The following is a 22,389-nucleotide window of genomic DNA, read 5'->3' as shown; positions in this document are numbered from 1 at the left end:
CCTTAACGGTAGAGGACAGATTTGGCCGCCGTCATCACTTCATCCGTGGTGACCAGGGCAAGTTTCTCAAGATTGGCCGCATAGGGCATGGGAACGTCTTTGCCTGTGCAGGTTATAACGGGGGCATCGAGATAATCAAAAGCCTCCTGCATCAGAACAGAGGAGATATGGCTGCCAATAGAGCAGACCGGGAACCCTTCTTCGATGGTGACGCAGCGATTGGTCTTTTTCACAGAGTTCACCACCGTGGCGGTGTCCAAAGGACGTAAACAGCGTAGGTCAATAACTTCCGCACTGACGCCCATCTCAGCCAGTTGATCTGCGGCTTCCAGCGCATATTTCATCCCAATGCCGAAGCTGACCAATGTGATGTCATTGCCCTCGCGCCAGATGCGCGCCTTGCCAAGAGGCACGGTGTAATCGGGCAAGTCTGGGACTTGGAAGCTCTGGCCATAGAGAATTTCATTCTCCAAAAAGATCACCGGGTTGGGATCGCGAATGGCTGATTTGAGCAGACCTTTGGCATCATCTGCCGAATATGGCATCACGACTTTCAGCCCAGGGATATGGGCATACCAGGCCGCATAGTCTTGGCTATGCTGCGCTCCGACGCGGGCCGCTGCCCCATTGGGGCCACGGAATACCATCGGCGCGCCCATCTGACCACCGGACATATAGAGGGTTTTGGCCGCAGAGTTGATGATATGATCCATCGCCTGCATGGCGAAGTTGAAGGTCATAAATTCGACAACAGGCTTTAGCCCACCAAAGGCGGCACCGACAGCAATGCCGGCAAACCCATGCTCGGTAATTGGCGTATCAATCACGCGTTTGGATCCGAACTCATCGAGCATACCTTGCGAGATCTTATAAGCGCCTTGATATTCTGCCACCTCTTCACCCATGAGGTAGACCGTCTCATCAGAGCGCATCTCCTCGGACATGGCTTCGCGAATGGCTTCGCGCACGGTCAGGCTTTTAAATGACGTGCCGGCCGGCACATCATGTTCGACGACCTGCACAGCAACGGGGGCTTGCGCAGATGCGCTGGTTGGCGCTGCCGGCGTTTGCGCAGCAGCGCTGGCTGCTGGGGCGGCCGTCTGGGCCGGGGAGGCGGCATCAGATAGGCTCTCGCCCTCGTCAAGCAAAACGGCAATGGCAGAGTTGACAGCCACATTGGCCGTTCCTTCCGCAATCAACAGTTTGCCAATTACTCCCTCATCAACCGCTTCGAATTCCATTGTTGCTTTGTCGGTTTCAATTTCAGCCAGGATATCGCCTGAACTGACCTTATCACCTTCAGCAACCAGCCATTTGGCCAGGGTGCCTTCTTCCATTGTAGGGGACAGTGCGGGCATCAAAATTTCAATCGCCATGGGTTAAGCCTCCGCCTGTGCATAAATATCTGTCCAAAGTTCATCCAAAGCCGGTTCTGGGCTTTGTTTTGCAAATTCCGCGCTTTCGTTGACCACGGCTTTGATGTCCTTATCGATCGCCTTGAGATCCTCTTCGCTGCAATGTTTACTGGTCAGGAGCAGATCGCGCACATGTTCAATGGCGTCTTTTTCTTCACGAATTTTCTGGACCTCTTCGCGTGTCCGGTATTTGGCGGGATCGGACATTGAGTGGCCGCGGTAGCGGTAGGTTTTGATCTCAAGTATATAGGGGCCCTTGCCAGAGCGGCAATGCGCAACGGCCGTCTCGCCAGCGGCTTTTACCGCCAAAACATCCATGCCATCAATCGCTTCGCCCGGAATGCCAAAGGCGCGGCCACGTTCGTAGATTTCTGCGGATGAAGTGGAGCGTTGCTGTGATGTGCCCATGGCGTATTGGTTGTTTTCAATCACAAAAACCACTGGAAGATCCCAAAGCGCTGCCATGTTGAACGTTTCGTAAACCTGGCCCTGATTGGCTGCGCCATCTCCGAAATATGCAAAGGTTACCCGGCCATTGCCGAGATATTTATCGGCAAATGCCAGGCCTGCACCGATGGGCACCTGCGCTCCCACAATGCCGTGACCGCCGTAGAAATGCTTCTCTTTCGAGAACATATGCATCGAGCCGCCTTTGCCTTTGGAATATCCGCCGCTGCGACCGGTCAGCTCGGCCATAACGCCGTTGGCTTCCATGCCACAGGCCAGCATATGGCCGTGATCGCGGTAGGATGTCACGCGCTTGTCGCCTTCCTCTGCTGCCGCTTCGAGTCCCACCACAACTGCTTCTTGACCGATGTAGAGATGACAAAAGCCACCAATCAAACCCATGCCATAGAGCTGGCCGGCCTTCTCTTCAAATCGCCGGATCAGCAGCATTTCGCGGTAGTAATGCAGCAAATCGTCCTTCGAGACATTTGTCTTGCTTGTTTTTTTAGCCGCCATCGGGACCTCGTAAAAATAGTTTAGCGTTAAACTATTCTTTATCACAGGTTGATTGCCAATGTGAACAATTTATTTTATATAATTAATTGAGGTAATTAGATTGATTTACTGGATGACGATTTCATCGGGGCGAATGAAGCCTAGAACATCACGAGCCTGTTGGTCCAAGAGATCAAGATCTAAATAGTGATCTGACAGGCGCAGAGTTTTGTTTTCCAGTTGAGAAATTGAACGTTGCACTGTGCTCAATTTTTGCTGCAACTCATCGGCTTCTGCTTGGTAGGCTGCGCGGCGCAAAATGCCGTAATCGCCTTGAATGGCGGAAAATATGAAATAGGCGGCCAATGTCAGCGACACAAATGTCACGGCCAGAGGGCCAACTGAAGGGATGCTGCGCTGTCTCATGTATTGCCTATGCCTCTCACGGGCTTTTAAGCAGTATGACACGTCAGGCGATCCTTGTGAATCCCCTGATTCGTTTTTCTTTTAAATTTTATCCTGCGATTGAGGCGCGGTAGATCTCATCTATGGTTTGCCCCAGGGTTCGATCAAACTCCGCATCTGTTTGGTCTGCAGATAGCCCTTCGGTGAGGGCGCGGGAGAAGCTGGCAATCATCTTGCTGTTTTTGGACAGGCGCGCATTGGCCTCTGCGCGGCTATAGCCACCTGACAGCGCGACAACCGACAGAACGCGCGGGTGTTGGCAAAGGCTGCTGTAAAGATTGGCCGTTTCGGGCAGTGTGAGTTTGAGCATCACCGTTTGATCGGCGGGCAGAGCATCGAGATGGCTCAAGAGCGTATCGCGCAAAATATTTTCTGCGTCTGGCTTATCCGCAATTGTGATTGAAATTTCTGGCTCCAGAATAGGTGTCAGACCCTGGGCGATGATCTGCGCGCCAATCTCAAATTGCTCCGCAACAATTTGCGAGATGCCCTCGCGGTTGGCACCATGAATAACAGAGCGCATCTTTGTGCCAAAAATGCCCAATGCTGCGGCGCGCTGCAAAACACTGTCCAGATCCGGCATCGGTTTGAGCAATTGCACGTCTTCGGCTGTGTCTTGCAGGCCCTTGTCGACCTTCAAAAATGGCACAACGCCACGTTGCTGCCACAAATATTGCGGCGCCGGTTGCCCATCGAAATCCCGATCCATCGTATCTTCGAAGAGAATCGCGCCGACCACTTTGCTGCCTGTGAAGTCAGAAGAGCGCACAATCCGGCTGCGCATCGCGTGGATCATATCAAACATTTCTGCATCACTGGAGAAGGCTTTCGCATCAACCCCATAGGCAGCCAGAGCTTTGGGGGTCGACCCACCGCTTTGATCCAAAGCGGCAATAAAGCCTTGGCCGGCCTGAATTAAGTCTCGTTGTTCTTGATGTGACATGCTGACTACCGACTCAAAGTTGAAGCTATGAAAACGGTTTAGGCGGCTTGGCGCAAAGCTTCAATATTGGTGGCGCTAACGGTCTGAAATTAGGGCGCGCTTGACGATCTTAGGCGGTCAGCGCAGCGACGCCCGGCAAATCTTTGCCCTCCATCCATTCCAAAAATGCACCGCCCGCGGTGGAGATATAGCTAAAGCCATCGGCCGCGCCGGCTTGGTTGAGCGCAGCCACCGTATCGCCACCTCCGGCCACCGAGATCAGCTTGCCCATTTTGGTCAGGGTTGCGGCTGATTGCGCTGCGGCATTGGTGGCGCGGTCAAAGGGCTGCAGTTCAAAAGCGCCGAGTGGTCCATTCCAAATCAAAGTGCGGGCACCGGCCAAACATGCGCCAATGCGCGCGACAGTTTCAGCCCCGGCATCCAGGATCATTGCATCCTCTGGACAGGCCTGGGCATCGACAGTTTGATGCGGTGCATGGGCAGAAAATTCTCGGGCAACAACGATATCCGAGGGTAAAATAATCTCGCAACCCGTGGTTTGCGCCCGCTCTAAAATGCGCCGTGCCGTCTCGGCCAGATCATGCTCGCAGAGGCTTTTGCCCACTGCATATCCCTGCGCGGCCAGAAACGTATTCGCCATGCCGCCACCAATGACGAGGTGATCTACTTGCCCCACCAAATTGCTTAACAGATCCAATTTTGAGGAGACCTTAGCACCACCAACGACTGCCACTACCGGGCGTTCGGGCCTGCCCAATGCTGCCTCAAGCGCCTTGAGTTCTTCTGCCATCAACCTGCCGGCACAGGCTGGCCGCAACCGGGCCAGAGCTTCGGTCGAGGCATGGGCGCGATGGGCGGCGGAGAAGGCATCATTGCAATAAATATCTCCCAGATCTGCCAAGCGTTGAGCCAATTGCGGATCATTGGGCTCTTCGCCCGGTTCGAATCGAATATTCTCGATCAAAACCACTTGGTTTTTGGCAAAAGCGATGGTCTCGCGCGCCTGATCTAGGCTGGTGAATTTCACCGCAACTCCCAGGGCCCGCTCAAGGGCCGGCACGGTGACTTTTAAGGAGAGCTCATCTACGGCCCGTCCTTTTGGCCGCCCGAAATGGGCAATGAGGATGGGCGTCCCACCGGATTTCAAAATATGCTGCACCGTGGGCACGATCCGATCAATCCGCGTGGTATCAGTGACGCGGCCATTTTCGACTGGCACATTGATGTCAACACGGGTGAGCACGCGCTTGCCCAGGAGTTGCATGTGATCCAAAGTTTTCCAGCTCATCTCGGTCTCCTTAACTGAGGCTCTGTTAACACCCGATATCGGGCGAAGGTCAACCGGTTGGGTCTTTTCCTTCGCTGGAATTTTCATTAGGTTGCCGACCAAATCAAAAGGAGCGCCCCAATGGCCGATACGCAGACCAAAGACCTCGAAAATACAATCTTGATGGAATTGAAAGATGGGACAGTCACCATCGAGCTTTTGCCAGATGTGGCGCCGCTACATTGTGAGCGGATGAAAGATTTGGTGCGGACCGGGCAATACGATAATGTGGCGTTTCACCGCGTAATTGATGGCTTTATGGCGCAAACCGGCGATGTGGAGCACGGCAATATGGAAGATAACTTCAACCTGCGCGCGGCCGGCACTGGCGGGTCGAAACTGCCAAATCTCCAGGCTGAGTTCTCCAAACTGCCCCATGACCGCGGCACCATCGGTGCGGCTCGGTCACAAAACCCAGATTCGGCCAACAGCCAATTCTTCATCAACTTTTCTGACAATCACTTTCTGAACGGTCAGTACACAGTCTATGGCCGCGTAACCTCTGGTATGGAACATGTGGATGCCATCACCCGCGGTGAACCGGCGCCCAATCCAGATCGCATGATTTCTATGAAGGTGGCTGCCGATGCTTAGGCTCGCCGCAGTTTTTGCATGTATCGCCGGGCCTGCTTTGGCCGGTGGTCTTGAAATTGAGGTCCTTGGCGAGACTGTGACTGGCACGGTTCAAATTGATCTGCTCGAGGATGTGGCGCCGTTGCATTCAGCGCAGATTTTGGCACTGGCAGAGCAGGGCGCTTATGATGGGGTGGTGTTTCATCGGGTCATTGAGGGCTTTATGGCGCAGACCGGTGATGTACGCTTTGGAAAAAATCCCGAAGATATGTCGCGCGCTGGCATGGGCGGGTCAGACCTGGGCAATATCCTAGCAGAATTTTCTGACGTGCCCTTTGACCGCGGCGTGGTCGGCATGGCCCGCTCGCAAAACCCAAATAGCGCCAATAGCCAGTTTTTCATCATGTTCGAGCCGGGCTATTTCCTCAATGGGCAATATACGGTTGTCGGTCGTGTGACCTCGGGGATGGATGTGGTGGATCGCTTGAAACGCGGGCATCCGCAATCGGGAGCGATTACCGGCCAGCCTGATGTGATGCATCGGGTGACTGCGGTGGATTAATGAGGGGTGTTTTAGACCTCCTGGCCGTCAACGGCCAAAGGCGCGGTGCAGATGCCCCGCGCCTTTTTCATGCCTAGCCGTCAAAATTTGCCAATTCGGTGAGGCGCAGCGCCTCTGAGCGGAGTTTGGCGATGGTGGTGAGGTTGACCGGATCAGCCTTAAAGCTGCCCCAGCTTTGCACCAAAGGATCGGCTTGGGTGCCCGGTGCGATCGGGTATTCGTAATTGTCGGACGAGTAAATCTCTTGCGCGGCCGGTGAGGCAAGATAGGTCATCAGGGCCAGTGCCTCGTCCCGATTGGGCGCAGATTTGGTCATTGCCATGCCAGATACATTCACATGCGTGCCCGCGCCTTCAAACACTGGAAATTCAATTGAAACGCTGCCGGCCCAGGCTTGCTGTTCGGGATCGGCGAGCATTTTGCCCATATAATATGTGTTTCCAATGGAAATATCACATTCCCCCGCCCATATCGCTTTGACTTGCGCCCGGTCGTTGCCCTGCGGTTTGCGGGCCAGATTGGCTTTCACCGCTTTGAGCCAAGTCAATGTCTGAGCTTCACCATGGTGATGCAAATAGGCGGCGGTAAGGGCGAGCATATAAGAATGTGTGCCGGAGCGCGTGCAAATACGTCCCTGCCATTTCGGATCTGCAAGCTCTTCATAGCTGGTAACCTCGCCTTTGGTGACCCGCTCTTTTGAGGCATAGATGATCCGGGCCCGTGTGGTCAGGCCAAACCATTGATTTTCGGGATCGCGATATGCTGCTGGGATATTTTCTGTCAGGCTGGCATCAATCACCGGCTGCGTAAGCCCGGCAGAGACCACGTTATGAAGCCGTGAAATATCAGTGGTGAACACCAAATCCGCGGGCGAGCGTTTGCCCTCAGCCCGCAAACGCTCAATCATACCTTTCTTTAGAAAGGCAACATTGACCGCAATTCCGGTCTTTTCGGTAAAGCCATCCATCAAAGGTTTGATCAAGGCGGGTTCTCGGTAGGAATAGACATTGACCTCCTTTGCGGCCAGTGGGGTGGCAATGGCAAACGCGCAAAGGGCAAGGGTGGTGACGTGAAAATTAGGCATAGCTTTCTCCAAGGTTGCTGGGGAGCTTATATCCGAGTATTTTTGTCAGGTCAATACCTGATTATTTTAATAAGGTTTTGGCTCCTCCTGTTTCACCGCGTTCCAAAGCGCGTCCATCTCGGCGAGATCCGACTGTGAAGGCGTCCGGCCCTCTTGTTGAAGTTTATCTTCAATACAATTGAATCTGAGCGTAAATTTTTGATTTGCATCTCGCAAAGCCTGCTCTGGATCAATGTTCAAATGCCGAGCTAAATTGGCCATAACGAACATTACGTCACCAAATTCCTCATGGCGATGCGCGGCGCTCTCGGCCGCCGTAAGCTCATCAATTTCTTCGCGTATCTTGTCGAGCACCTGCTCGATATCTGGCCAATCAAAGCCGACCCGCGCCGCGCGCTTTTGCAATTTGACCGCCCGCGTCAATGCGGGCAAACCCAGAGCAACCCCGTCCAAAGTTCGGGTTTGATCGGCTCGAGCGCGTTCTGCGGCCTTGATGGTTTCCCAGTCTATGGTCTGCTGCTCTGCGGTTTTATCGCGCGACTGATCGCCAAATACATGCGGATGACGGGCAACCATTTTATCGCTGATCGCATCGGCGACCGTGTGAAAGGTGAAAAGTCCCTCCTCCTCTCCAATAGCGGTGTGATAGACCGTTTGCAGCAGCAGATCGCCCAGCTCTCCTTTCAAATCGGCCATATCTCCGCGCGCAATGGCATCGGCGACCTCATAGGCCTCTTCGATCGTATAGGGGGCAATGGAGCTGAAACTTTGCTCAATATCCCAAGGGCAGCCCGTGTCAGGGTCGCGCAGGCGACGCATGATATAAAGCAGACGTTCAATACCCCCATTTTTTGCGTGTAGCAGATCATTATTCTCCATTGCCTTGCTCCCTCAATTCCGCTTTTCTTGGCCCATAAGGAGCCAGCCCATGCCAATCGTCAACCGTATCGCTGAATTTGCTGAGGACATGAAAGCCTGGCGACGTCATTTGCATCAAAATCCAGAGCTTGGGTTTGACTGCCATGAAACCGCCGCATTCGTGGTGGAGCGTTTGCAAGAGTTTGGCATCACCGAAATTCACAGTGGCATTGCGCAATCTGGGCTCGTGGCTTTGATACATGGCCGCGCCCCCGGCCCAGTGATTGGCCTGCGCGCCGATATGGATGCGCTGCCAATTGAGGAGGCAACCGGGGTGGCTTATGCCAGTCAGGTTCCAGGCAAGATGCATGCCTGTGGCCATGACGGGCATACCACCATGTTGCTGGGCGCGGCGCGCTATTTGGCGGAAACGCGTAATTTTGCCGGCACTGTGGCCTTGATCTTTCAGCCGGCCGAGGAGAATGGCGGCGGCGGTGAGGTTATGGTGCAAGAGGGGCTTATTGAGCGTTTTGCAATTGACAGTGTCTACGCGCTGCATTGCGAGCCAGATGCCCCAGTTGGGCAGTTGAGCACGACGCCCGGTCCGATCATGGCAGCGGTGGACACATTTGAAGTGCAGATTACCGGGCAGGGCGGTCATGGGGCCATGCCGCATTTGGCCGTTGATGCCATTCCGGCCGCTGTGTCGATTACCCAGGCGTTTCAAACCATCGTGAGCCGCAATCACAATGCGGTCGAGGATTTGGTGGTGAGCGTGACGCAAATTCACGCAGGCACAATAGATAATGTCATCAATGACAGCGCCTTCATCGGTGGCACGGTGCGCAGTTTTGCCCGTCCGGTGCAGGATATGGTCGAGCGGCGGATGCGTGAAATTTGCGCAGGTCACGCGGCGGCCTTTGCGGTCGATGTGACATGCACCTATAGCCGCGGCTATCCCGCCACGGTCAATATGCCCGAACACACTGCCTTTGCCAGCCAGGTGGCCGAAGAGGTTTGCGGGACGGCTCTTCTTGAGACAGACCGGACTCGCGAGATGGGGGCGGAGGATTTTTCCTATCTACTGGAAAAAAGGCCGGGGTGTTATTTGTTTTTGGGGCAGGGAGAGGGGGCCGCTTGGCACAATGCGGCCTTTGATTTCAATGATGAAGTATCCCCGGTCGGGGCCTCATTTTTTGCGCGTTTGGTAGAACGCGCGCAACCTTTGGAGCAATAAATGGCACTGAAAGACGCAGCAAATGACGTGGATAATGCGATTACGGGCGAGGGCTACAAAGGCATGTCTTTTGAAAATGCCTTCGGTGGTGCCTTATCTTTTATGCGTCGTCGCTATTCAAAAGATCTGGCGGGCGTAGATCTTGCGGTCACGGGCGTGCCGTTTGATCAGGCGGTGACCAACCGCCCCGGCACAAGGCTGGGTCCGCGGGCAATCCGGGAGGCGAGCAGCTTGCAGCCCTGTGATCCGCCCTATGGCTGGGATATCAACCCCTTGGCGGAGTATAACATATGTGATTATGGAGATCTGGCCTTCGATTACGCCAATATCCCCGCCTTTCCAGCAGCTCTCAAGGCGCATATTTCCGGCATTCTTGCAAAAGGGCCAGGCACTTTGACCCTTGGCGGGGATCATTACATCACCTTTCCAATTCTGCGGGCCTATGCGGAAAAATTTGGCCCCCTGGCTTTGATCCAGTTTGATGCCCATTCCGACACTTGGCCAGATGATGATCCGGCTCGAGTGGATCACGGCACGATGTTTTATAAGGCTGTGAAAGAGGGGATCGTGGATGTGAAACGCTCGGTTCAAATCGGCATTCGCACCCAGAATGATTACGACGCTGGGGTGCATGTCATTGATGCGCCGCGCGTGCATGAGCAGGGCTGGGCGGCCAGTGTGGCGCAGATAAAGCAGATTGTTGGCGATCACCCAACCTATCTGACCTTTGATATTGATTGCCTTGACCCGGCTTTCGCACCGGGCACGGGCACGCCGGTGTGGGGCGGCCTGTCGTCGGCGCAGGCCGCTGCCATTTTGCGCGGCTTGCGCGGGATCAATATGAAAGGTGGCGATGTGGTTGAAGTCTCACCACCCTTTGATACCACCGGCGCCACGGCGATTGCGGGGGCGCATGTGGGTATGGAGTTGATGTGCCTTTACTGTTGGAACCTGCGCGCAGGCCGCGCTTAAGCCCTATCAAACCTGTCTATGGGCTTGTGTCCTAGAACAGTTGCAAAGGCCGCTGCAAAACGGCAGGTCAACATAAGATGAGAAGGCGCAGCCCGGTCTTGCCACCGGGCAAAACCTTATGGCGTGGCGGCCGGGGCCATGCAGAGCTCTGTATCAGTTTCGCCGCCCATAGGGCGCCTGTGATCTCTAAATTTCCCCAGTCTTCAAGCTCAGTGGCTAAGTTTTCCATTGCCACAGCGCGGCATCCCCCGCAAACTCTGGGCAAAGACAAAGGATATGCGCATGCCCAACCAACCAATTTCCGGCAATGATTTGGCCCGTTTTGCCGGGCAGCAAACCTTTATGCGCCTGCCAGAGGCACAAAGTCCAGAGGGATTGGATGTCGTTGTGCTGGGCATCCCCATGGATATTGGCACCTCTTGGCGGTCCGGTACGCGGTTTGGCCCCAAGCAAATTCGCCAAGAAAGCGCGATGATCCGGCCGTATAACTTACAGACAGGCGCGGCACCTTTTGACAGCCTGCAAGTGGCAGATATGGGCGATGTTGCAATCAATACCTTTAGCCTGGCTGAGAGTTTGAGCATTATTGAGAGGACCTACGACGGTTTGCACGACTACCCTGTGGTGCCGGCTACGCTGGGCGGGGATCATTCTTTAACCCTGCCGATCCTGCGTTCGATTGGCAAAAAGCACGGGCCTGTGGCCTTGGTGCATGTCGACGCACATGCGGATGTGAACGATGAGATGTTTGGAGAGCGTGAAACCCATGGGACGGTATTCCGCCGCGCTTTTGAGGAAGGGCTGCTTGTGCCGGAGTTGGTCTATCAAATAGGCTTGCGCGGCACCGGCTATACGGCTGAAGATTTTTCCGAGGCCGCCGATTGGGGCTTCAATATGATCACGGCGCCAGAAATTTGGCACAAATCTCTGACCCCCCTGGGCCAAGAGATTCGCCAAGCCATCGGGGATCACCCCTGTTATCTGACCTATGATATCGACAGCCTAGATCCGGCCTATGCCCCGGGCACCGGCACGCCAGAGATTGGCGGGCTGACCACGCCGCAGGCTATGGAACTGATCCGCGCCCTACGTGGATTGAATATCGTTGGGTTTGATATGGTTGAAGTGAGCCCTATGTATGACACTTCGGGCAACACGGCCCTAACGGCGGCGAATTTGATGTTTGAAATCTTGAGCATCCTGCCCGGTGTTGCTTATCGTTGAGGGGCTAACTTTTGATAAAAATTCTGGTGGTGGCGCTGGCGCTTTTTGCTGGCTTGCAAGTTGTGGCACGCTTCTGGCCGATTGTGCATTCCGACTGGCCGGGCGGGCCTATGGCGGCCGGGAAAAGCGTGCAAACGCATCTCAGCGGCTTGTATTTACGCCGTGATGATCTCGATTTTGCGCAGATCAAAAGCCGCATTTTGGCCAATCCGCGCCACGAGATACTGACGTTGGAACCTCGGCTCAAAGTGCTCCTGCGATCCCGCGTCTGGGGTTTTAAAGACATTGCCGAGCTGTGGCGCGATGAGAATGGCACGCATCTGCGTGGTCACTCTAGTTTCGGCGGATTTGACTGGGGCAGCAATAAAAAACGGATTGAGGCCTGGATTGCCCGTTAAAATCGCCTGCAACGCTTCGGCCCCTCTTGACGCCGCAGGCGACATAGGCGAGCTGAAGGCATGATAGCAGAAGATACATTACAGCAAATCATCCAAAGGTTTGAGTTCATCGAAGCTCAAATGGGAGAAGGTGCCGGCGATATTGCCAAATTGGCCAAGGAATATTCTGATTTACGGCCAGTGGTCGAAGAAGTGCGGGCCTATCAGACTTTGCTGCGCGATATATCTGATGCGGAAATGATGATGGATGATCCAGATATGCGCGAGCTGGCGGCAGAAGAGCTGCCCGTGCTCCGCGCGGCATTGCCCAAGGCCGAGCATGATTTGCAGCTGACGCTTTTGCCGAAAGATGAGGCAGATGCGCGTCCGGCGATTTTGGAAATTCGTCCTGGAACAGGCGGTGATGAAGCTGCGCTTTTTGCCGCCGATTTGATCCGCATGTATCAGCGCTATGTTGAGGCCAAAGGCTGGGGTTTTGATGTTATTGAACATCAAGCCACAGAGCTGGGCGGTGTGAAAGAGTTTGTCGCCCATATCAAAGGTGAAGGGGTTTTTGCCAAGCTGAAGTATGAAAGCGGCGTGCATCGGGTGCAGCGCGTGCCTAGCACAGAAAGCGGCGGGCGCGTTCACACCTCAGCGGCCACAGTGGCGGTATTGCCTGAAGCGGAGGATGTGGATATTCACATTGATCCAAACGATATTCGCATTGATACCATGCGAGCCAGCGGGGCCGGGGGGCAGCATGTGAACACCACCGATTCCGCGGTGCGCATCACCCATTTGCCCACCGGATTGATTGTGGTCAGCGCTGAAAAATCACAGCATCGCAACCGCGAAATTGCCATGCAGGTTCTCAAAACCCGGCTCTATGATCTGGAACGCGAGCGGGTGGATGGGGAGCGCTCTGCCAACCGCAAATCGCAAGTAGGATCTGGCGATCGCTCAGAACGGATCCGTACCTATAATTTCCCACAGGGTCGGATGACCGATCATCGCATCGGTCTCACGCTCTACCGGCTTGAGCAAATCTTACAGGGTGATTTGGACGAAATCATTGATGCGTTGACCTCAGAGGCGCAAGCGGCCTTGCTGGCGGAAATGAACGGATGAGCCAAAGTTTCCAGACGGCCTTGACACATGCCGGGCAAAGGCTTTCGGGCGCCGGTATTAAGGAGTTTCGACGCGAGGCGCGCATTTTATTGGCCTTTGTGGTGGGTTTAGACCCGCTGCAAGTCTCTATGCGGCTCGAAGAAACGCTTAATGTCGAACAATCTGCCAAGCTAGAGGCTGCTCTGAGGTCTCGGGTGGCGCGTGTGCCGATGTCGCATATTTTGTGCTACCGCGACTTCTATGAACATCGTTTTATCGTCACCCCCGATGTTTTGGATCCGCGACCGGAAACCGAAGAGCTGGTGGCGCGCGCGCTATCGGCCCCGTTTGAAAATGTCCTGGATCTTGGGACAGGGTCGGGCTGTATCATTCTGTCGCTCTTGGCTGAAAATTCATCGGCGCGCGGACTGGCCGTGGATCAATCGGCACAGGCGCTTGAGGTGGCGCGCCGCAACGCTGAAAATTTGCGCTTAACCGATCGCCTTAGGTTTTGCCGATCTGACTGGTGTCAGGAGCTTTCCGCCGAGCAATTTGATCTTATTGTCTCCAATCCGCCCTATATTCACCCGGCTGCACTGAAAGGCCTATCACCGGAAGTGCATCACGAGCCCATATCTGCGCTGACCGACAATATAGATGGGTTGAGCCATTACGCGACAATTGCCCATCAAGCGCATGGGTTTTTAGCGCCAGAGGGCCGGTTGCTGTTTGAAATTGGCTATGACCAAGGGGCTGCGGTGGCTCAGATACTGCGCAAAGAAGGCTACCGCGACATCGCCATTTTGGAAGATTTGGACCACAGACCGCGTGTTGTCTCTTGCCAGGCTCGGGTGGAAAAAATGGAATAATCGGAACAAATAACGATTTTTTGCTTGCTGATTTGGGCCAAACATGTTTTGTAAAAAGCGTCGAGACCATGCGCAGGCATGTACGACATGAAACTCAATCATGACCAATTGCAGTTATTACTTAATCGGTCCGTCGCCAAATAGGCTTTTTCAAAACATGAGATCTTCAAAAACGCGCCCTCGCTCGAAGAATAATCGTAATAATCATAATCGCTCCGGCGCGAACATCATGAACCGCGTGTTTGATAGTTCAGGGCCCGAAGGCAAAGTTCGTGGCACGCCGCAGCAAATTATTGAAAAATACCAACTGCTCACCCGTGATGCACAATTGTCAGGTGACCGTGTGGCAGCTGAAAACTTCCAGCAGCACGCTGAACATTACATGCGGCTCTTGGCAGATGCTCAGCGAGAAATCGAGGCGCGCCGGGATCAGCAAGATCGTGAGAATCGTGAGAAACAAGCTCAGCGGGATCAGGAACGGGGTGAACGCAGCGATCGCGCGGAACCGCGGCGCAATAGCGGCGATGATGAACATGCCAAAATGCCCTCAGCCTTGGACGTGGCTGATTTTTCAGATGCGCCGCAGCCGGATTTAGCACCTTTGAACCCGGCCGATTTGGCGCAAACTCCACCGAGAGAGCCGAGCAACAGTGCCGAGCCTGCCAAACCGCGTGTGCGCCGTCGGCCCGCCAAACCGGTCAGTGACCCGGCACCGGAGGCTGACGCTGCCGCCACGCCTGCGCCTGTTTTAGAAGATTAAATCAGGACTCTTTGGCTCTCAATAGGTCTCAGCCCCGCGCGCAGCCCGGTGTTGCCATCGGGCAAAATGTTATGGATTGTTGGTTGGATTATGTAGAGGTCTTAACCCTCAGCCTTTGTTTGATCGGGTGTTTTTTAGATTTATTTCGCCAGTCGGCGCGCCAAGGCGCAGAATCCTTCAAGAGATATTTCTTCGGCCCGCGCGGTGGGCTCGAGTCCCGCATCTCGCAGTGCGGTTTCAATATCTGGAGCGGCAGACTTCAGGCTCGAACGGAGCATCTTGCGGCGTTGATTGAACGCCATAGCCACTGTGGACGACAAAAGCCCCGCTGGCGCTGGAAATCGTGGTTCTGCCAAGGCTTCGAGATGCACGACGGCCGAATGGACTTTCGGTGGCGGGGTAAAGGCTTCAGGTGGCAGTTCCATGACCACAGAGGGACTGCTCTTCCATTGCGCCAAAATACCAAGGCGCCCATAGGCCTTTGTGCCTGGCTTTGCGATAATCCGCTCAGCCACCTCTTTTTGAAACATCAAAGTCAAACTGCTCCAAAATGCTGGCCAGTCTTTCGGTGTCAGCCAGCGGACCAAAAGCTCGGTGCCCACGTTATAGGGCAAGTTGGCCACCACGCGGACCGGTCCGGTGAGTTGGCCGCGGATGTCAAAATCCAAAGCATCGGCGTTGAACACATCCAAACGGCCCGGATAGGCCGCAGCAATCTGGGCCAGAGCCCCCATGCAGCGCGGATCTTTCTCCAAGGCCACGACCCGGCGCGCGCCAGCAGCCAAAAGCCCGCGCGTCAAACCGCCCGGTCCGGGCCCCACTTCTAAGACATCATGGCCACTTATATCTCCGGCCAGCCTGGCAATTTTTGATGTAATGTTGAGATCCAGTAGAAAGTTCTGTCCCAAAGATTTTTTTGCTTCCAATCCATGGGAGGCAATCACGTCGCGCAGTGGTGGAAGATCGTCAATTTGCATTCTGGCGCGCCCTTATCATGCGATCTGCACAGCGTATGGCTTGAACCATTGAGGAGGCGTCCGCAAGGCCTTTACCGGCAATATCAAAGGCGGTGCCATGGTCGGGAGAGGTCCGCACGATGGGCAGCCCCAAGGTGACATTCACGCCGCCGGAAAAATCCAAGGTCTTAATTGGGATCAAGGCTTGATCATGGTACATGCACAGAGCTGCGTCATAGCTGGCGCGCGCTTTTGGGTGAAATAGCGTATCTGCGGAATGGGGTCCGGTGATGGCCAGCCCGGCGTTTTGCAGCTCAGCCACCCAGGGGGTGATTTGGTCAATATCCTCCTGGCCAATCTTACCGCCTTCGCTGGCATGTGGATTGAGCCCGGCGACGCTGATGCGCGGTGCTGCGATGCCAAAATCATGGCGCAGGGCCTCATGCAGGATGTGAGCGGTGCTGTGAAACAACTCTTTGGTGATCGCCTGAGGCACATCGCTGATCGGGATATGAATGGTGAGCGGTACGACCGAAAGCGTCGGGCAAGTCAGCATCATCACAACCTGCTGAACATCGCAGAGATGCGCCAGAAATTCCGTATGTCCGGGAAACTGAAATCCAGCCCCGTCTTGCAAAATCGCCTTATGAATGGGCGCAGTGCATAGACCGGCCATCTGTCCGGCCTGGGTGAGCCGTACTGCCTTTTCAATGGCCGCGATGACCCCGACTGCATTGCGCGGATCTGGGAGGCCAGGATGCGCGGGTTGGGCGAAATCGATTTGATGCAGCCAAATGTGATCTGGGGGTGGCGGTGCCGTATTGGGCTGAAACAGCGTGAATGGAACGTCCCGCGGCAAATGCCGCTGATCGCCAAAAAGGACCATAGGGATCTCTGTGCCAATCTCTTTCTGCGCAGTTCTAAATATTTCAAGCCCAATGCCAGCGGGATCGCCGCAGGGGACGGCAAGGGGCGCGCGTATGGTCTTATCTGTAATCACCAAAGCACCTGTACCAAAAATCAAATTTCAAAGCGCCAGGAGCCAATTCTTCTGGATTTGAAACTTTGTAAAACCATCACCGCAGTCGGGCGTTAATGATAGACGACATCTGCGCTGGCGCGCAGCTCGGCGAGAAAGCCGTCGGCCAGGCTTGAGATACGAGCAGAGCGCAGGTTATCTGCAACTTGTCCCATCGAAACATCTTCTAGCGCTGCATAGACCCGCGCGCAGAGCATGACAATTTCAGGATGATCCCCTGCCGCTGCCGGCATGTCATCAAATTCATTCTTATCCAGCCCCATCAGCCGCAGAGATAAGGCTTGGGACATTCGATTGGGGCTTTCAGATCGAATTGTCAAGGTGAGCGATGGATCGTCTTTGGCCGCGCCGTAAAAATCATCACAGGTATCGGCCATCTGCGTGGCGGCTTTCACAGCATCCGCCGGTCCCTTTAATGCGCGTATTCAATGGTGGAAATCTTTGGCGATTGCGATGTGGTCTCTGCCACATCACGCAGTTGAAACAATACGACGGCATTTGGCACCTCAAGCGGGTTGGTGATCTGACCTGGGCGCAAACCGGAAATAATAGGACGCAGACCATCGGGCAGGTCGCTCAGATTGGCCCATTCCAGCCGACCACCATTCACGCGCGATTGCGCAACCGAGAGTAGGCGGGCTTGTTCAGAGAATTCAGCGGTTGAACTGATGCGCCCTAAGCGTTCCACAGTTTGACGTGCGATGTTCAGATCTTCCGCAGAGCCGGCTGGTAAAACAATTTCAGTCAAGAGCACTTTGACCCCGCCCTGAGCCCCAGCAGAGGCAAGTGCCCGGTCAATTTCTGTTTCACTTGGTGCGCTGCGGGCCGCAAAGCGGGCGCGAATAAGTTCGCGCCAGGTCACACCAACCATGATGAAATCGCGGTAAGTTTGCTCATCAACGCCGCTTTGCGCCAGGGTTTCGAGCAATTGATCGAGGTCGAGATTGGCATTGGCGGCAAAATCTTCCATGGCACTAAGCAGCTGTGCACCGCTGAGCTTAATTCCAGCCCGATCAGCGGCGGCCATTTTCAAACGATCTTCAATCAAACTGTCGCGCGCGCGCTGCGCCATACCAGAGGAGCGCTGTAAAATTTCCAAAAACAGCTCGCGTTGCTCTAACTCATAGGCTGTGATAGCGGCCCTGTTTACGGAAATCACCGGATCAAACAGCCCTTGCGCCTGAGAGGCGCTTTGGAGCGAGCCGATCAAAACAAGAGCTGCTAGACCGATGCGCCGGGTGATCTTGATCATTTCAAACCTCATTTACGATTCGCCGCATTGACGGCTTTTCTTTATGTTTCTGACGCCAGTAGAAAATCCAGCCAGTTCTACACTCAGACCAAATTCAGTTTTATCTGTCAACGTGGTGGATGTTGCAAACCGACGCGAGGCCGAAAAATCCAAGATAACGCATTCATTTTCATATTCTAACCCGAATTCGAATTTGGACGCCTCACCGACTGAGGTGTCAAATTGAAATTCCGAGGTCGAGAGCCAATCGGGCAAAAATTGGTAGTTCCATTTCAATGCAAGCGAGCTTAACGCCACCTGGCGATTTTCCGCCTCATCGGCGGTTAATCCAACATAGGTTGTGTCCAGCCGATGATTGCCCGTGTGCCAACTGGCACGGATTTCAGATTTTTTGAGCCGACCGAAATCTTCTAGCAAGCTGCGCGCAACCAATTCCATGCCATGGGAGGTTTGGACTTGGGCGGCGAGCAGCCAATCGCTCACGTGGCCGCTTAGGCCCGAGGTCTTGGTAAAACTGTTGGTGCTGTCTGTTCGATAGATTCGGCCAATCTCCCAGCCAATCTTGGTTTGATTTGGATACTCAATGCCGCCCGCCAGCCCGATATTTAGGCGAAGGCCAGTTTCAATCAGATCGAATCCTGGCGCGCGATTGAAGCGGAACAGATTACCCTCGTCAAACTCGACCTGAGTGCTGTCCTGATTGGGAATAGTATCCGAATCCGCGATCACCCCGGCCAATTGGATGCGCTGTTCGAGCCGCTGCACGGCACCACCGGCAAACCTCCGGGCGAGGGGCCAGCGCAGGCCAAGTGCGCCGCCGCTGCTGATCCGGGTGACGACAGGTGCGATATCTTGGTGCTGGCGCACAAGGTAATGGGATGCTTCCAGCTCAGTGGCGACATCTACAACTAACCCCTTGGGCAGCACCCAATCGCGGTGATATTTGGCCAGCGATGACAGGCGCAGCGTGTCATAGCCGTCAACCTCATCGCCCCTGTCTGGTCCGTCAACCGGGGATGTGGAGGAGCGGTAGCTGGTCAATAGGCTGGCTTTCAGATCAAAAACACCTCCTAAATCATTGGGATAATTTCGATATTGTGTGATGGCTTCGGTGACTAAAGTTGGTTGGGTGGCATTGCTCTCGCTGTCACGCAAGGAATGATAGTTGGAAAACCGCAGCTCTATGTTGCGGCTTTTTTGGGTGCGCACAAGCGTGACTTTGTTTTCCAACCTATCAATTTCTTTGACGTCATATTCAAATAAATAGGCCGGATCATTGGTGCTTTGCAGCTGTCCGCTGAATGCATAGCCAGTGTCTAAGGCAAAATTGGCCGTGCCGAAGATATAACCGCGATCCTGGCCCGCAAGAAGCGTGTCGCGCGAATAAGCGCCCTCAAGCGCGATGGTCCCTGTGTGAAAGGCTTGGCGATATCTCAGGCCCAGGGTCTTGGTGCGCGAAGACACCATTGGCGAAAGAGTGAGGTCGCGATGATCGCCGATTTCAATGAAATATGGCACGCGAATTGCGGTCCCTAAAGTCGTAGAGGTGGTCAGTTCTGGAACCAAAAACCCGGTGGCGCGCTTCAAGCTGGGGTCGGGCAGCCGCAAATAGGGAAAGAAAAACACGGGCACGTCCATTATCCGCAATTGTGCCTGATCAAAATAAATTTGCTTTTCTGCGCTGTCATGTACGATACGCTTGGCACGGATTTGCCAAAGTGGCGTCTGACCGGCGCAGACAAAACAAGAGGTCGCAGAGACATGCGAGGCTTGACTATAGGTTGCAGTCACGCGGGAAATCTGCGCCGCTGCAATTTGCACTTGCTGGCTTAGGATGATCCGGGCACTGGTGATGATCCCCGCCGAGAGATCGGAGGACAGATCGGCTTGATCGGCCAATATGACTGTTCCGCTGCCGTCTTGCAGCTTGATGGGACCTGACAGCGACAAGCGTCCCTCGCGGCTATTATAGGTGATGGTCCGGGCGGTGATCTGAACGCCGCCATGCCACACAGTCACGGACCCGCTGGCACGCAGGGTGCCTTCGGGTGAAATTTCAATGCGGTCGGCAATCAAATGGGCCGCGTCCTGTGCCCAAAGTGCCGGCGCTCCAGTCAACCATAGGACTGTAAGAAGAAGCCATCTCATCTAACCGTCCTCTGTGTGCAAAAGAAACGCCAGGGACAAGCCAATGGCGGCAATGGGCGGTATCCATGCCGCCCAAATTTCTGGCAATTGGCCATTTTCACCGAGAATTTGGGCGAAATTGCGCAGAAAATACAGACCAAAGCCAAACAGCAGGGTCATAAGCACGCGTATGCCCGTCCGACTTTGCCGGCCGTGTCGCATCGTAAACCCAGCACCGATCATGACGACCGAGGCGAGAAATAACGGCAGTGCCATCTCCATATGAAACCAAACCCGATGGCGCCTGGCGGAAAAGCCAGCTTTTTCGAGCTGGTTGATGAAGGCGGGCAATTGCCAGATCGGTATTGAAGATGGGCTGCCAAAGCTGTCCTGAATATGATCTTTGGTCAATTCGGTTGGAATTTTATACTGTCTTTTTGTATCTGCCTCAGCCTCTGGATTGCCCCTAAGTTCCAGTTGCCATTCTTTCGCATTAATAAGGTTCCAAAACCCGTCTCCTAAAGTCGCCGTTGTGGCTGCAATACGACGTGTGGCCTGGCCGCTCAGGTCGAATTCGTAAAGCGCCACGTCAAACAAGCGTGTGCCATCCAAATTGCTGCGCTTGGCATGGATGACCGTTTGCGCCTGGTCGTCGCCTTGGCGCAACCAAAGCCCGGTGCTTGAAACGGAGACGGCGCTTACCCTTGATGAAAAAAAACTCGACAAAAGCTGCTCATATTTTTTTTGTGTACCGGCGACGATTGGGTTGATAATGGCGACCGCAATAAGCCCGATAAGCAGTGATGTGAGGATCGGACCATATAGGGCGCGCAAGGCAGAACGCCCAGCGGCCCGCGTCACCACCAATTCACTGCTGCGCGCCAGGTTCAAAAACAACATGATCGAGCAGAGCACTGTGACTAATGGGAGCATTTGGTAGAGCGTGGCCGGCACATTGAGCACCACCAAATGCGTTTTTTGGCTGAGCGTGATCTCCATTCCGCGAAATCGGCGCAATTGTTCGATGAAATCCAATAAGACGACCAATACCAAGAACCCACCCAAAACATAGGCAAATGCTACGGCAAAGCGGCGGGCGAAATACAAATGCAAAATCATACGCCCGGCACCTTTTGCGAGACCCATATTTGATCGGCCTTGAAGATGATGCTGTAAGACAGCACCGCGCCAAAGAGAGAGGGCAGGTATAAAACCCAAAGCGCCGCGTGATTTTGGCGGCTGTAGTCTAAACAAAGACCTTCAATAAATTTAATCAAAATCAGATATATAACCGCCATCAAGATTGGACGCCAGTGGCCAAAGCGGCTGTAACGGGCCGTGACCATCACCGCAAAACCAATCAGCACCAGGCATATTGACAATAACGGTCCTGCCAATCGCTGATGCAGCGTATAGAGCATGTCAAAGCGGGCGCTTTGCGTCATATCCGGCGCGCTCACGAGTTTTTGGATCAGCTCCAGGCTGGTGAAATGCTCTGCGCCCTTGGGGGCTGTGCCGCCTGGGCTGACGATTTGACCAATATTTATGACGAAATCATTAAACTGGGTGACCGCGAGTTTTTCGCTGCTCAGATCGAGGTTCTGGATCACACCGTCAATCAACACCAAGCGCGGCCCAACCTCTGAACGCACCAAAAAGGCTTTGGCCGCTGAGTATGTGATATTTTTGCCGGGGCTGGAGGCATCATTGAGGAAAACGCCTTCGAGCTGACCTTCCGCGGTGATATGGCGTAGGTAAAAGGTAATGGTGGCACTCGGTGTTAGGAACTTGCCCTCGGTCAACAGCCTTGCGGTGAGGTTTTCAGCAACTTCCATCTGCCTTAGATGCAGTTGCGCTTGGCTAATCGGCACCAGGATGCTGCTGAGCACGAGGGTTAAGACCGCAAGGCTCACCGCAAAGCCCCAGACGGGTTTGGCAATCTGCGCCACCGACAGACCCGCGGTCTGCATAACCACCAACTCGCGGTCTGTCACCAGGCGATGGACCACATAGATCACCGCAGCAAATCCGGCGATTGGGGCGATTGCAAATATCATCCAAGGCAGGGTGAGGGAGGTGAACTCCAAAAAGACCAATGCTGATTGACCATCGGCAATCAGCCGATCAAATAAGCGCACTGCGCGGTTGATCCAATAAATCAACACCAATACCAATGCAAAAAACCCAAACATTGTGAGCAATTGCTTTAGAATATATGTGTTGATCCGCCCCATATGGCCTCCGCAGTGATCTTGTGTTTACTGCTAAAGGAAATTGCACAGAACAGAAACATGAAT

At 54.3% G+C, this 22,389-nt stretch carries 23 protein-coding genes; 9 read left to right on the top strand and 14 right to left on the bottom strand.

What is annotated here, in order from left to right; translation table 11 throughout:
• Positions 1-2 precede the first annotated feature (2 nt).
• The 5 genes from ABLW18_RS10940 to ABLW18_RS10920 all read right to left on the bottom strand — a co-directional run bounded on the left by ABLW18_RS10940 (position 3) and on the right by ABLW18_RS10920 (position 5,053).
• The gene (locus tag ABLW18_RS10940; RefSeq protein ID WP_347824842.1) at positions 3-1,376 is read right to left on the bottom strand and encodes a pyruvate dehydrogenase complex E1 component subunit beta; all 1,374 of its coding nucleotides are present in this window, start codon (positions 1,374-1,376) and stop codon (positions 3-5) included.
• 3 nt (positions 1,377-1,379) lie between these two features.
• Positions 1,380-2,378 carry a pyruvate dehydrogenase (acetyl-transferring) E1 component subunit alpha gene (gene pdhA / locus ABLW18_RS10935; RefSeq protein ID WP_347824841.1) on the bottom strand — a complete coding sequence of 333 codons (999 nt, stop codon included), beginning with the start codon at positions 2,376-2,378 and terminating at the stop codon, positions 1,380-1,382.
• Positions 2,379-2,483: 105 nt separating this feature from the next.
• Positions 2,484-2,783: a septum formation initiator family protein gene (locus tag ABLW18_RS10930; RefSeq protein ID WP_347824840.1), complete on the bottom strand. Its 300-nt coding sequence runs from the start codon at positions 2,781-2,783 to the stop codon at positions 2,484-2,486.
• An 88-nt stretch (positions 2,784-2,871) separates the two neighbouring features.
• Positions 2,872-3,765: a fructose bisphosphate aldolase gene (locus ABLW18_RS10925; protein ID WP_347824839.1), complete on the bottom strand. Its 894-nt coding sequence runs from the start codon at positions 3,763-3,765 to the stop codon at positions 2,872-2,874.
• A 109-nt stretch (positions 3,766-3,874) separates the two neighbouring features.
• Positions 3,875-5,053 (bottom strand): phosphoglycerate kinase, encoded by a 1,179-nt coding sequence (locus ABLW18_RS10920; protein ID WP_347824838.1) that lies wholly within the window; start codon positions 5,051-5,053, stop codon positions 3,875-3,877.
• A 120-nt stretch (positions 5,054-5,173) separates the two neighbouring features.
• Here ABLW18_RS10920 and ABLW18_RS10915 point away from each other — a divergent pair, with 120 nt between their 5' ends.
• Complete coding sequence (locus ABLW18_RS10915) at positions 5,174-5,686, top strand: peptidylprolyl isomerase (RefSeq protein WP_347824837.1); 513 nt, start codon at positions 5,174-5,176, stop codon at positions 5,684-5,686.
• Positions 5,679-6,227 (top strand): peptidylprolyl isomerase, encoded by a 549-nt coding sequence (locus tag ABLW18_RS10910; protein WP_347824836.1) that lies wholly within the window; start codon positions 5,679-5,681, stop codon positions 6,225-6,227. Before ABLW18_RS10915 ends, ABLW18_RS10910 begins: the two co-directional genes overlap by 8 nt.
• Positions 6,228-6,300: 73 nt before the next feature.
• Here the strand turns inward: ABLW18_RS10910 and ABLW18_RS10905 are convergent, their stop codons facing one another.
• Complete coding sequence (locus ABLW18_RS10905; RefSeq protein WP_347824835.1) at positions 6,301-7,311, bottom strand: Fe(3+) ABC transporter substrate-binding protein; 1,011 nt, start codon at positions 7,309-7,311, stop codon at positions 6,301-6,303.
• 66 nt (positions 7,312-7,377) lie between these two features.
• Positions 7,378-8,190 carry a nucleoside triphosphate pyrophosphohydrolase gene (gene mazG / locus ABLW18_RS10900; protein WP_347824834.1) on the bottom strand — a complete coding sequence of 271 codons (813 nt, stop codon included), beginning with the start codon at positions 8,188-8,190 and terminating at the stop codon, positions 7,378-7,380.
• 49 nt (positions 8,191-8,239) lie between these two features.
• Here mazG and ABLW18_RS10895 point away from each other — a divergent pair, with 49 nt between their 5' ends.
• The 7 genes from ABLW18_RS10895 (at position 8,240) to ABLW18_RS10865 (ending at position 14,718) form a co-directional block, all read left to right on the top strand.
• Positions 8,240-9,406: a M20 aminoacylase family protein gene (locus tag ABLW18_RS10895; protein WP_347824833.1), complete on the top strand. Its 1,167-nt coding sequence runs from the start codon at positions 8,240-8,242 to the stop codon at positions 9,404-9,406.
• A complete protein-coding gene (speB, locus tag ABLW18_RS10890; protein ID WP_347824832.1) occupies positions 9,407-10,378 on the top strand; it encodes an agmatinase in 972 nt (323 codons plus the stop codon). It abuts the gene before it with no gap.
• A gap of 282 nt (positions 10,379-10,660) precedes the next feature.
• Complete coding sequence (speB, locus tag ABLW18_RS10885; protein WP_347824831.1) at positions 10,661-11,602, top strand: agmatinase; 942 nt, start codon at positions 10,661-10,663, stop codon at positions 11,600-11,602.
• 11 nt (positions 11,603-11,613) lie between these two features.
• Positions 11,614-12,000 carry a DUF1499 domain-containing protein gene (locus ABLW18_RS10880; protein WP_347824830.1) on the top strand — a complete coding sequence of 129 codons (387 nt, stop codon included), beginning with the start codon at positions 11,614-11,616 and terminating at the stop codon, positions 11,998-12,000.
• A gap of 60 nt (positions 12,001-12,060) precedes the next feature.
• Entirely contained in the window at positions 12,061-13,110 is a 1,050-nt protein-coding gene (gene prfA, locus ABLW18_RS10875; protein WP_347824829.1) for a peptide chain release factor 1, read from the top strand.
• Positions 13,107-13,958: a peptide chain release factor N(5)-glutamine methyltransferase gene (gene prmC / locus ABLW18_RS10870; protein WP_347824828.1), complete on the top strand. Its 852-nt coding sequence runs from the start codon at positions 13,107-13,109 to the stop codon at positions 13,956-13,958. The genes prfA and prmC overlap by 4 nt, the downstream gene beginning before the upstream one ends.
• A gap of 100 nt (positions 13,959-14,058) precedes the next feature.
• Positions 14,059-14,718 carry a DUF4167 domain-containing protein gene (locus tag ABLW18_RS10865; RefSeq protein WP_347824827.1) on the top strand — a complete coding sequence of 220 codons (660 nt, stop codon included), beginning with the start codon at positions 14,059-14,061 and terminating at the stop codon, positions 14,716-14,718.
• A gap of 140 nt (positions 14,719-14,858) precedes the next feature.
• On the opposite strand, the gene rsmA is transcribed toward ABLW18_RS10865, so the two are convergent.
• From rsmA to ABLW18_RS10830, 7 genes are all read right to left on the bottom strand, one after another.
• Entirely contained in the window at positions 14,859-15,695 is an 837-nt protein-coding gene (gene rsmA, locus ABLW18_RS10860; protein ID WP_347824826.1) for a 16S rRNA (adenine(1518)-N(6)/adenine(1519)-N(6))-dimethyltransferase RsmA, read from the bottom strand.
• The gene (pdxA, locus tag ABLW18_RS10855; RefSeq protein WP_347824825.1) at positions 15,685-16,698 is read right to left on the bottom strand and encodes a 4-hydroxythreonine-4-phosphate dehydrogenase PdxA; all 1,014 of its coding nucleotides are present in this window, start codon (positions 16,696-16,698) and stop codon (positions 15,685-15,687) included. Before pdxA ends, rsmA begins: the two co-directional genes overlap by 11 nt.
• A 68-nt stretch (positions 16,699-16,766) precedes the next feature.
• Positions 16,767-17,108: a hypothetical protein gene (locus ABLW18_RS10850; RefSeq protein WP_347824824.1), complete on the bottom strand. Its 342-nt coding sequence runs from the start codon at positions 17,106-17,108 to the stop codon at positions 16,767-16,769.
• 17 nt (positions 17,109-17,125) lie between these two features.
• Entirely contained in the window at positions 17,126-17,965 is an 840-nt protein-coding gene (locus tag ABLW18_RS10845) for a peptidylprolyl isomerase (protein WP_347824823.1), read from the bottom strand.
• Between the two features lie 12 nt (positions 17,966-17,977).
• A complete protein-coding gene (gene lptD, locus ABLW18_RS10840; RefSeq protein WP_347824822.1) occupies positions 17,978-20,113 on the bottom strand; it encodes an LPS assembly protein LptD in 2,136 nt (711 codons plus the stop codon).
• Positions 20,114-21,211, bottom strand: a complete 1,098-nt coding sequence (lptG, locus tag ABLW18_RS10835) for an LPS export ABC transporter permease LptG (protein ID WP_347824881.1) — start codon at positions 21,209-21,211, stop codon at positions 20,114-20,116.
• A complete protein-coding gene (locus ABLW18_RS10830; protein WP_347824821.1) occupies positions 21,208-22,326 on the bottom strand; it encodes an LptF/LptG family permease in 1,119 nt (372 codons plus the stop codon). Before ABLW18_RS10830 ends, lptG begins: the two co-directional genes overlap by 4 nt.
• Positions 22,327-22,389 lie beyond the last annotated feature (63 nt).

The organism is uncultured Planktomarina sp. (genome assembly GCA_943788425.1).
Lineage (GTDB): Bacteria > Pseudomonadota > Alphaproteobacteria > Rhodobacterales > Rhodobacteraceae > Planktomarina.
This window is presented reverse-complemented; position numbering and strand designations above follow the sequence as displayed.

Coding starts and splice junctions, on each gene's coding strand:
- ABLW18_RS10940 (WP_347824842.1), bottom strand. CDS start 1,376: ATGGCGATTGAAATTTTGATGCCCGCACTGTCCCCTACAATGGAAGAA.
- pdhA (WP_347824841.1), bottom strand. CDS start 2,378: ATGGCGGCTAAAAAAACAAGCAAGACAAATGTCTCGAAGGACGATTTG.
- ABLW18_RS10930 (WP_347824840.1), bottom strand. CDS start 2,783: ATGAGACAGCGCAGCATCCCTTCAGTTGGCCCTCTGGCCGTGACATTT.
- ABLW18_RS10925 (WP_347824839.1), bottom strand. CDS start 3,765: ATGTCACATCAAGAACAACGAGACTTAATTCAGGCCGGCCAAGGCTTT.
- ABLW18_RS10920 (WP_347824838.1), bottom strand. CDS start 5,053: ATGAGCTGGAAAACTTTGGATCACATGCAACTCCTGGGCAAGCGCGTG.
- ABLW18_RS10915 (WP_347824837.1), top strand. CDS start 5,174: ATGGCCGATACGCAGACCAAAGACCTCGAAAATACAATCTTGATGGAA.
- ABLW18_RS10910 (WP_347824836.1), top strand. CDS start 5,679: ATGCTTAGGCTCGCCGCAGTTTTTGCATGTATCGCCGGGCCTGCTTTG.
- ABLW18_RS10905 (WP_347824835.1), bottom strand. CDS start 7,311: ATGCCTAATTTTCACGTCACCACCCTTGCCCTTTGCGCGTTTGCCATT.
- mazG (WP_347824834.1), bottom strand. CDS start 8,190: ATGGAGAATAATGATCTGCTACACGCAAAAAATGGGGGTATTGAACGT.
- ABLW18_RS10895 (WP_347824833.1), top strand. CDS start 8,240: ATGCCAATCGTCAACCGTATCGCTGAATTTGCTGAGGACATGAAAGCC.
- speB (WP_347824832.1), top strand. CDS start 9,407: ATGGCACTGAAAGACGCAGCAAATGACGTGGATAATGCGATTACGGGC.
- speB (WP_347824831.1), top strand. CDS start 10,661: ATGCCCAACCAACCAATTTCCGGCAATGATTTGGCCCGTTTTGCCGGG.
- prfA (WP_347824829.1), top strand. CDS start 12,061: ATGATAGCAGAAGATACATTACAGCAAATCATCCAAAGGTTTGAGTTC.
- prmC (WP_347824828.1), top strand. CDS start 13,107: ATGAGCCAAAGTTTCCAGACGGCCTTGACACATGCCGGGCAAAGGCTT.
- ABLW18_RS10865 (WP_347824827.1), top strand. CDS start 14,059: ATGACCAATTGCAGTTATTACTTAATCGGTCCGTCGCCAAATAGGCTT.
- rsmA (WP_347824826.1), bottom strand. CDS start 15,695: ATGCAAATTGACGATCTTCCACCACTGCGCGACGTGATTGCCTCCCAT.
- ABLW18_RS10845 (WP_347824823.1), bottom strand. CDS start 17,965: ATGATCAAGATCACCCGGCGCATCGGTCTAGCAGCTCTTGTTTTGATC.
- lptD (WP_347824822.1), bottom strand. CDS start 20,113: ATGAGATGGCTTCTTCTTACAGTCCTATGGTTGACTGGAGCGCCGGCA.
- lptG (WP_347824881.1), bottom strand. CDS start 21,211: ATGATTTTGCATTTGTATTTCGCCCGCCGCTTTGCCGTAGCATTTGCC.
- ABLW18_RS10830 (WP_347824821.1), bottom strand. CDS start 22,326: ATGGGGCGGATCAACACATATATTCTAAAGCAATTGCTCACAATGTTT.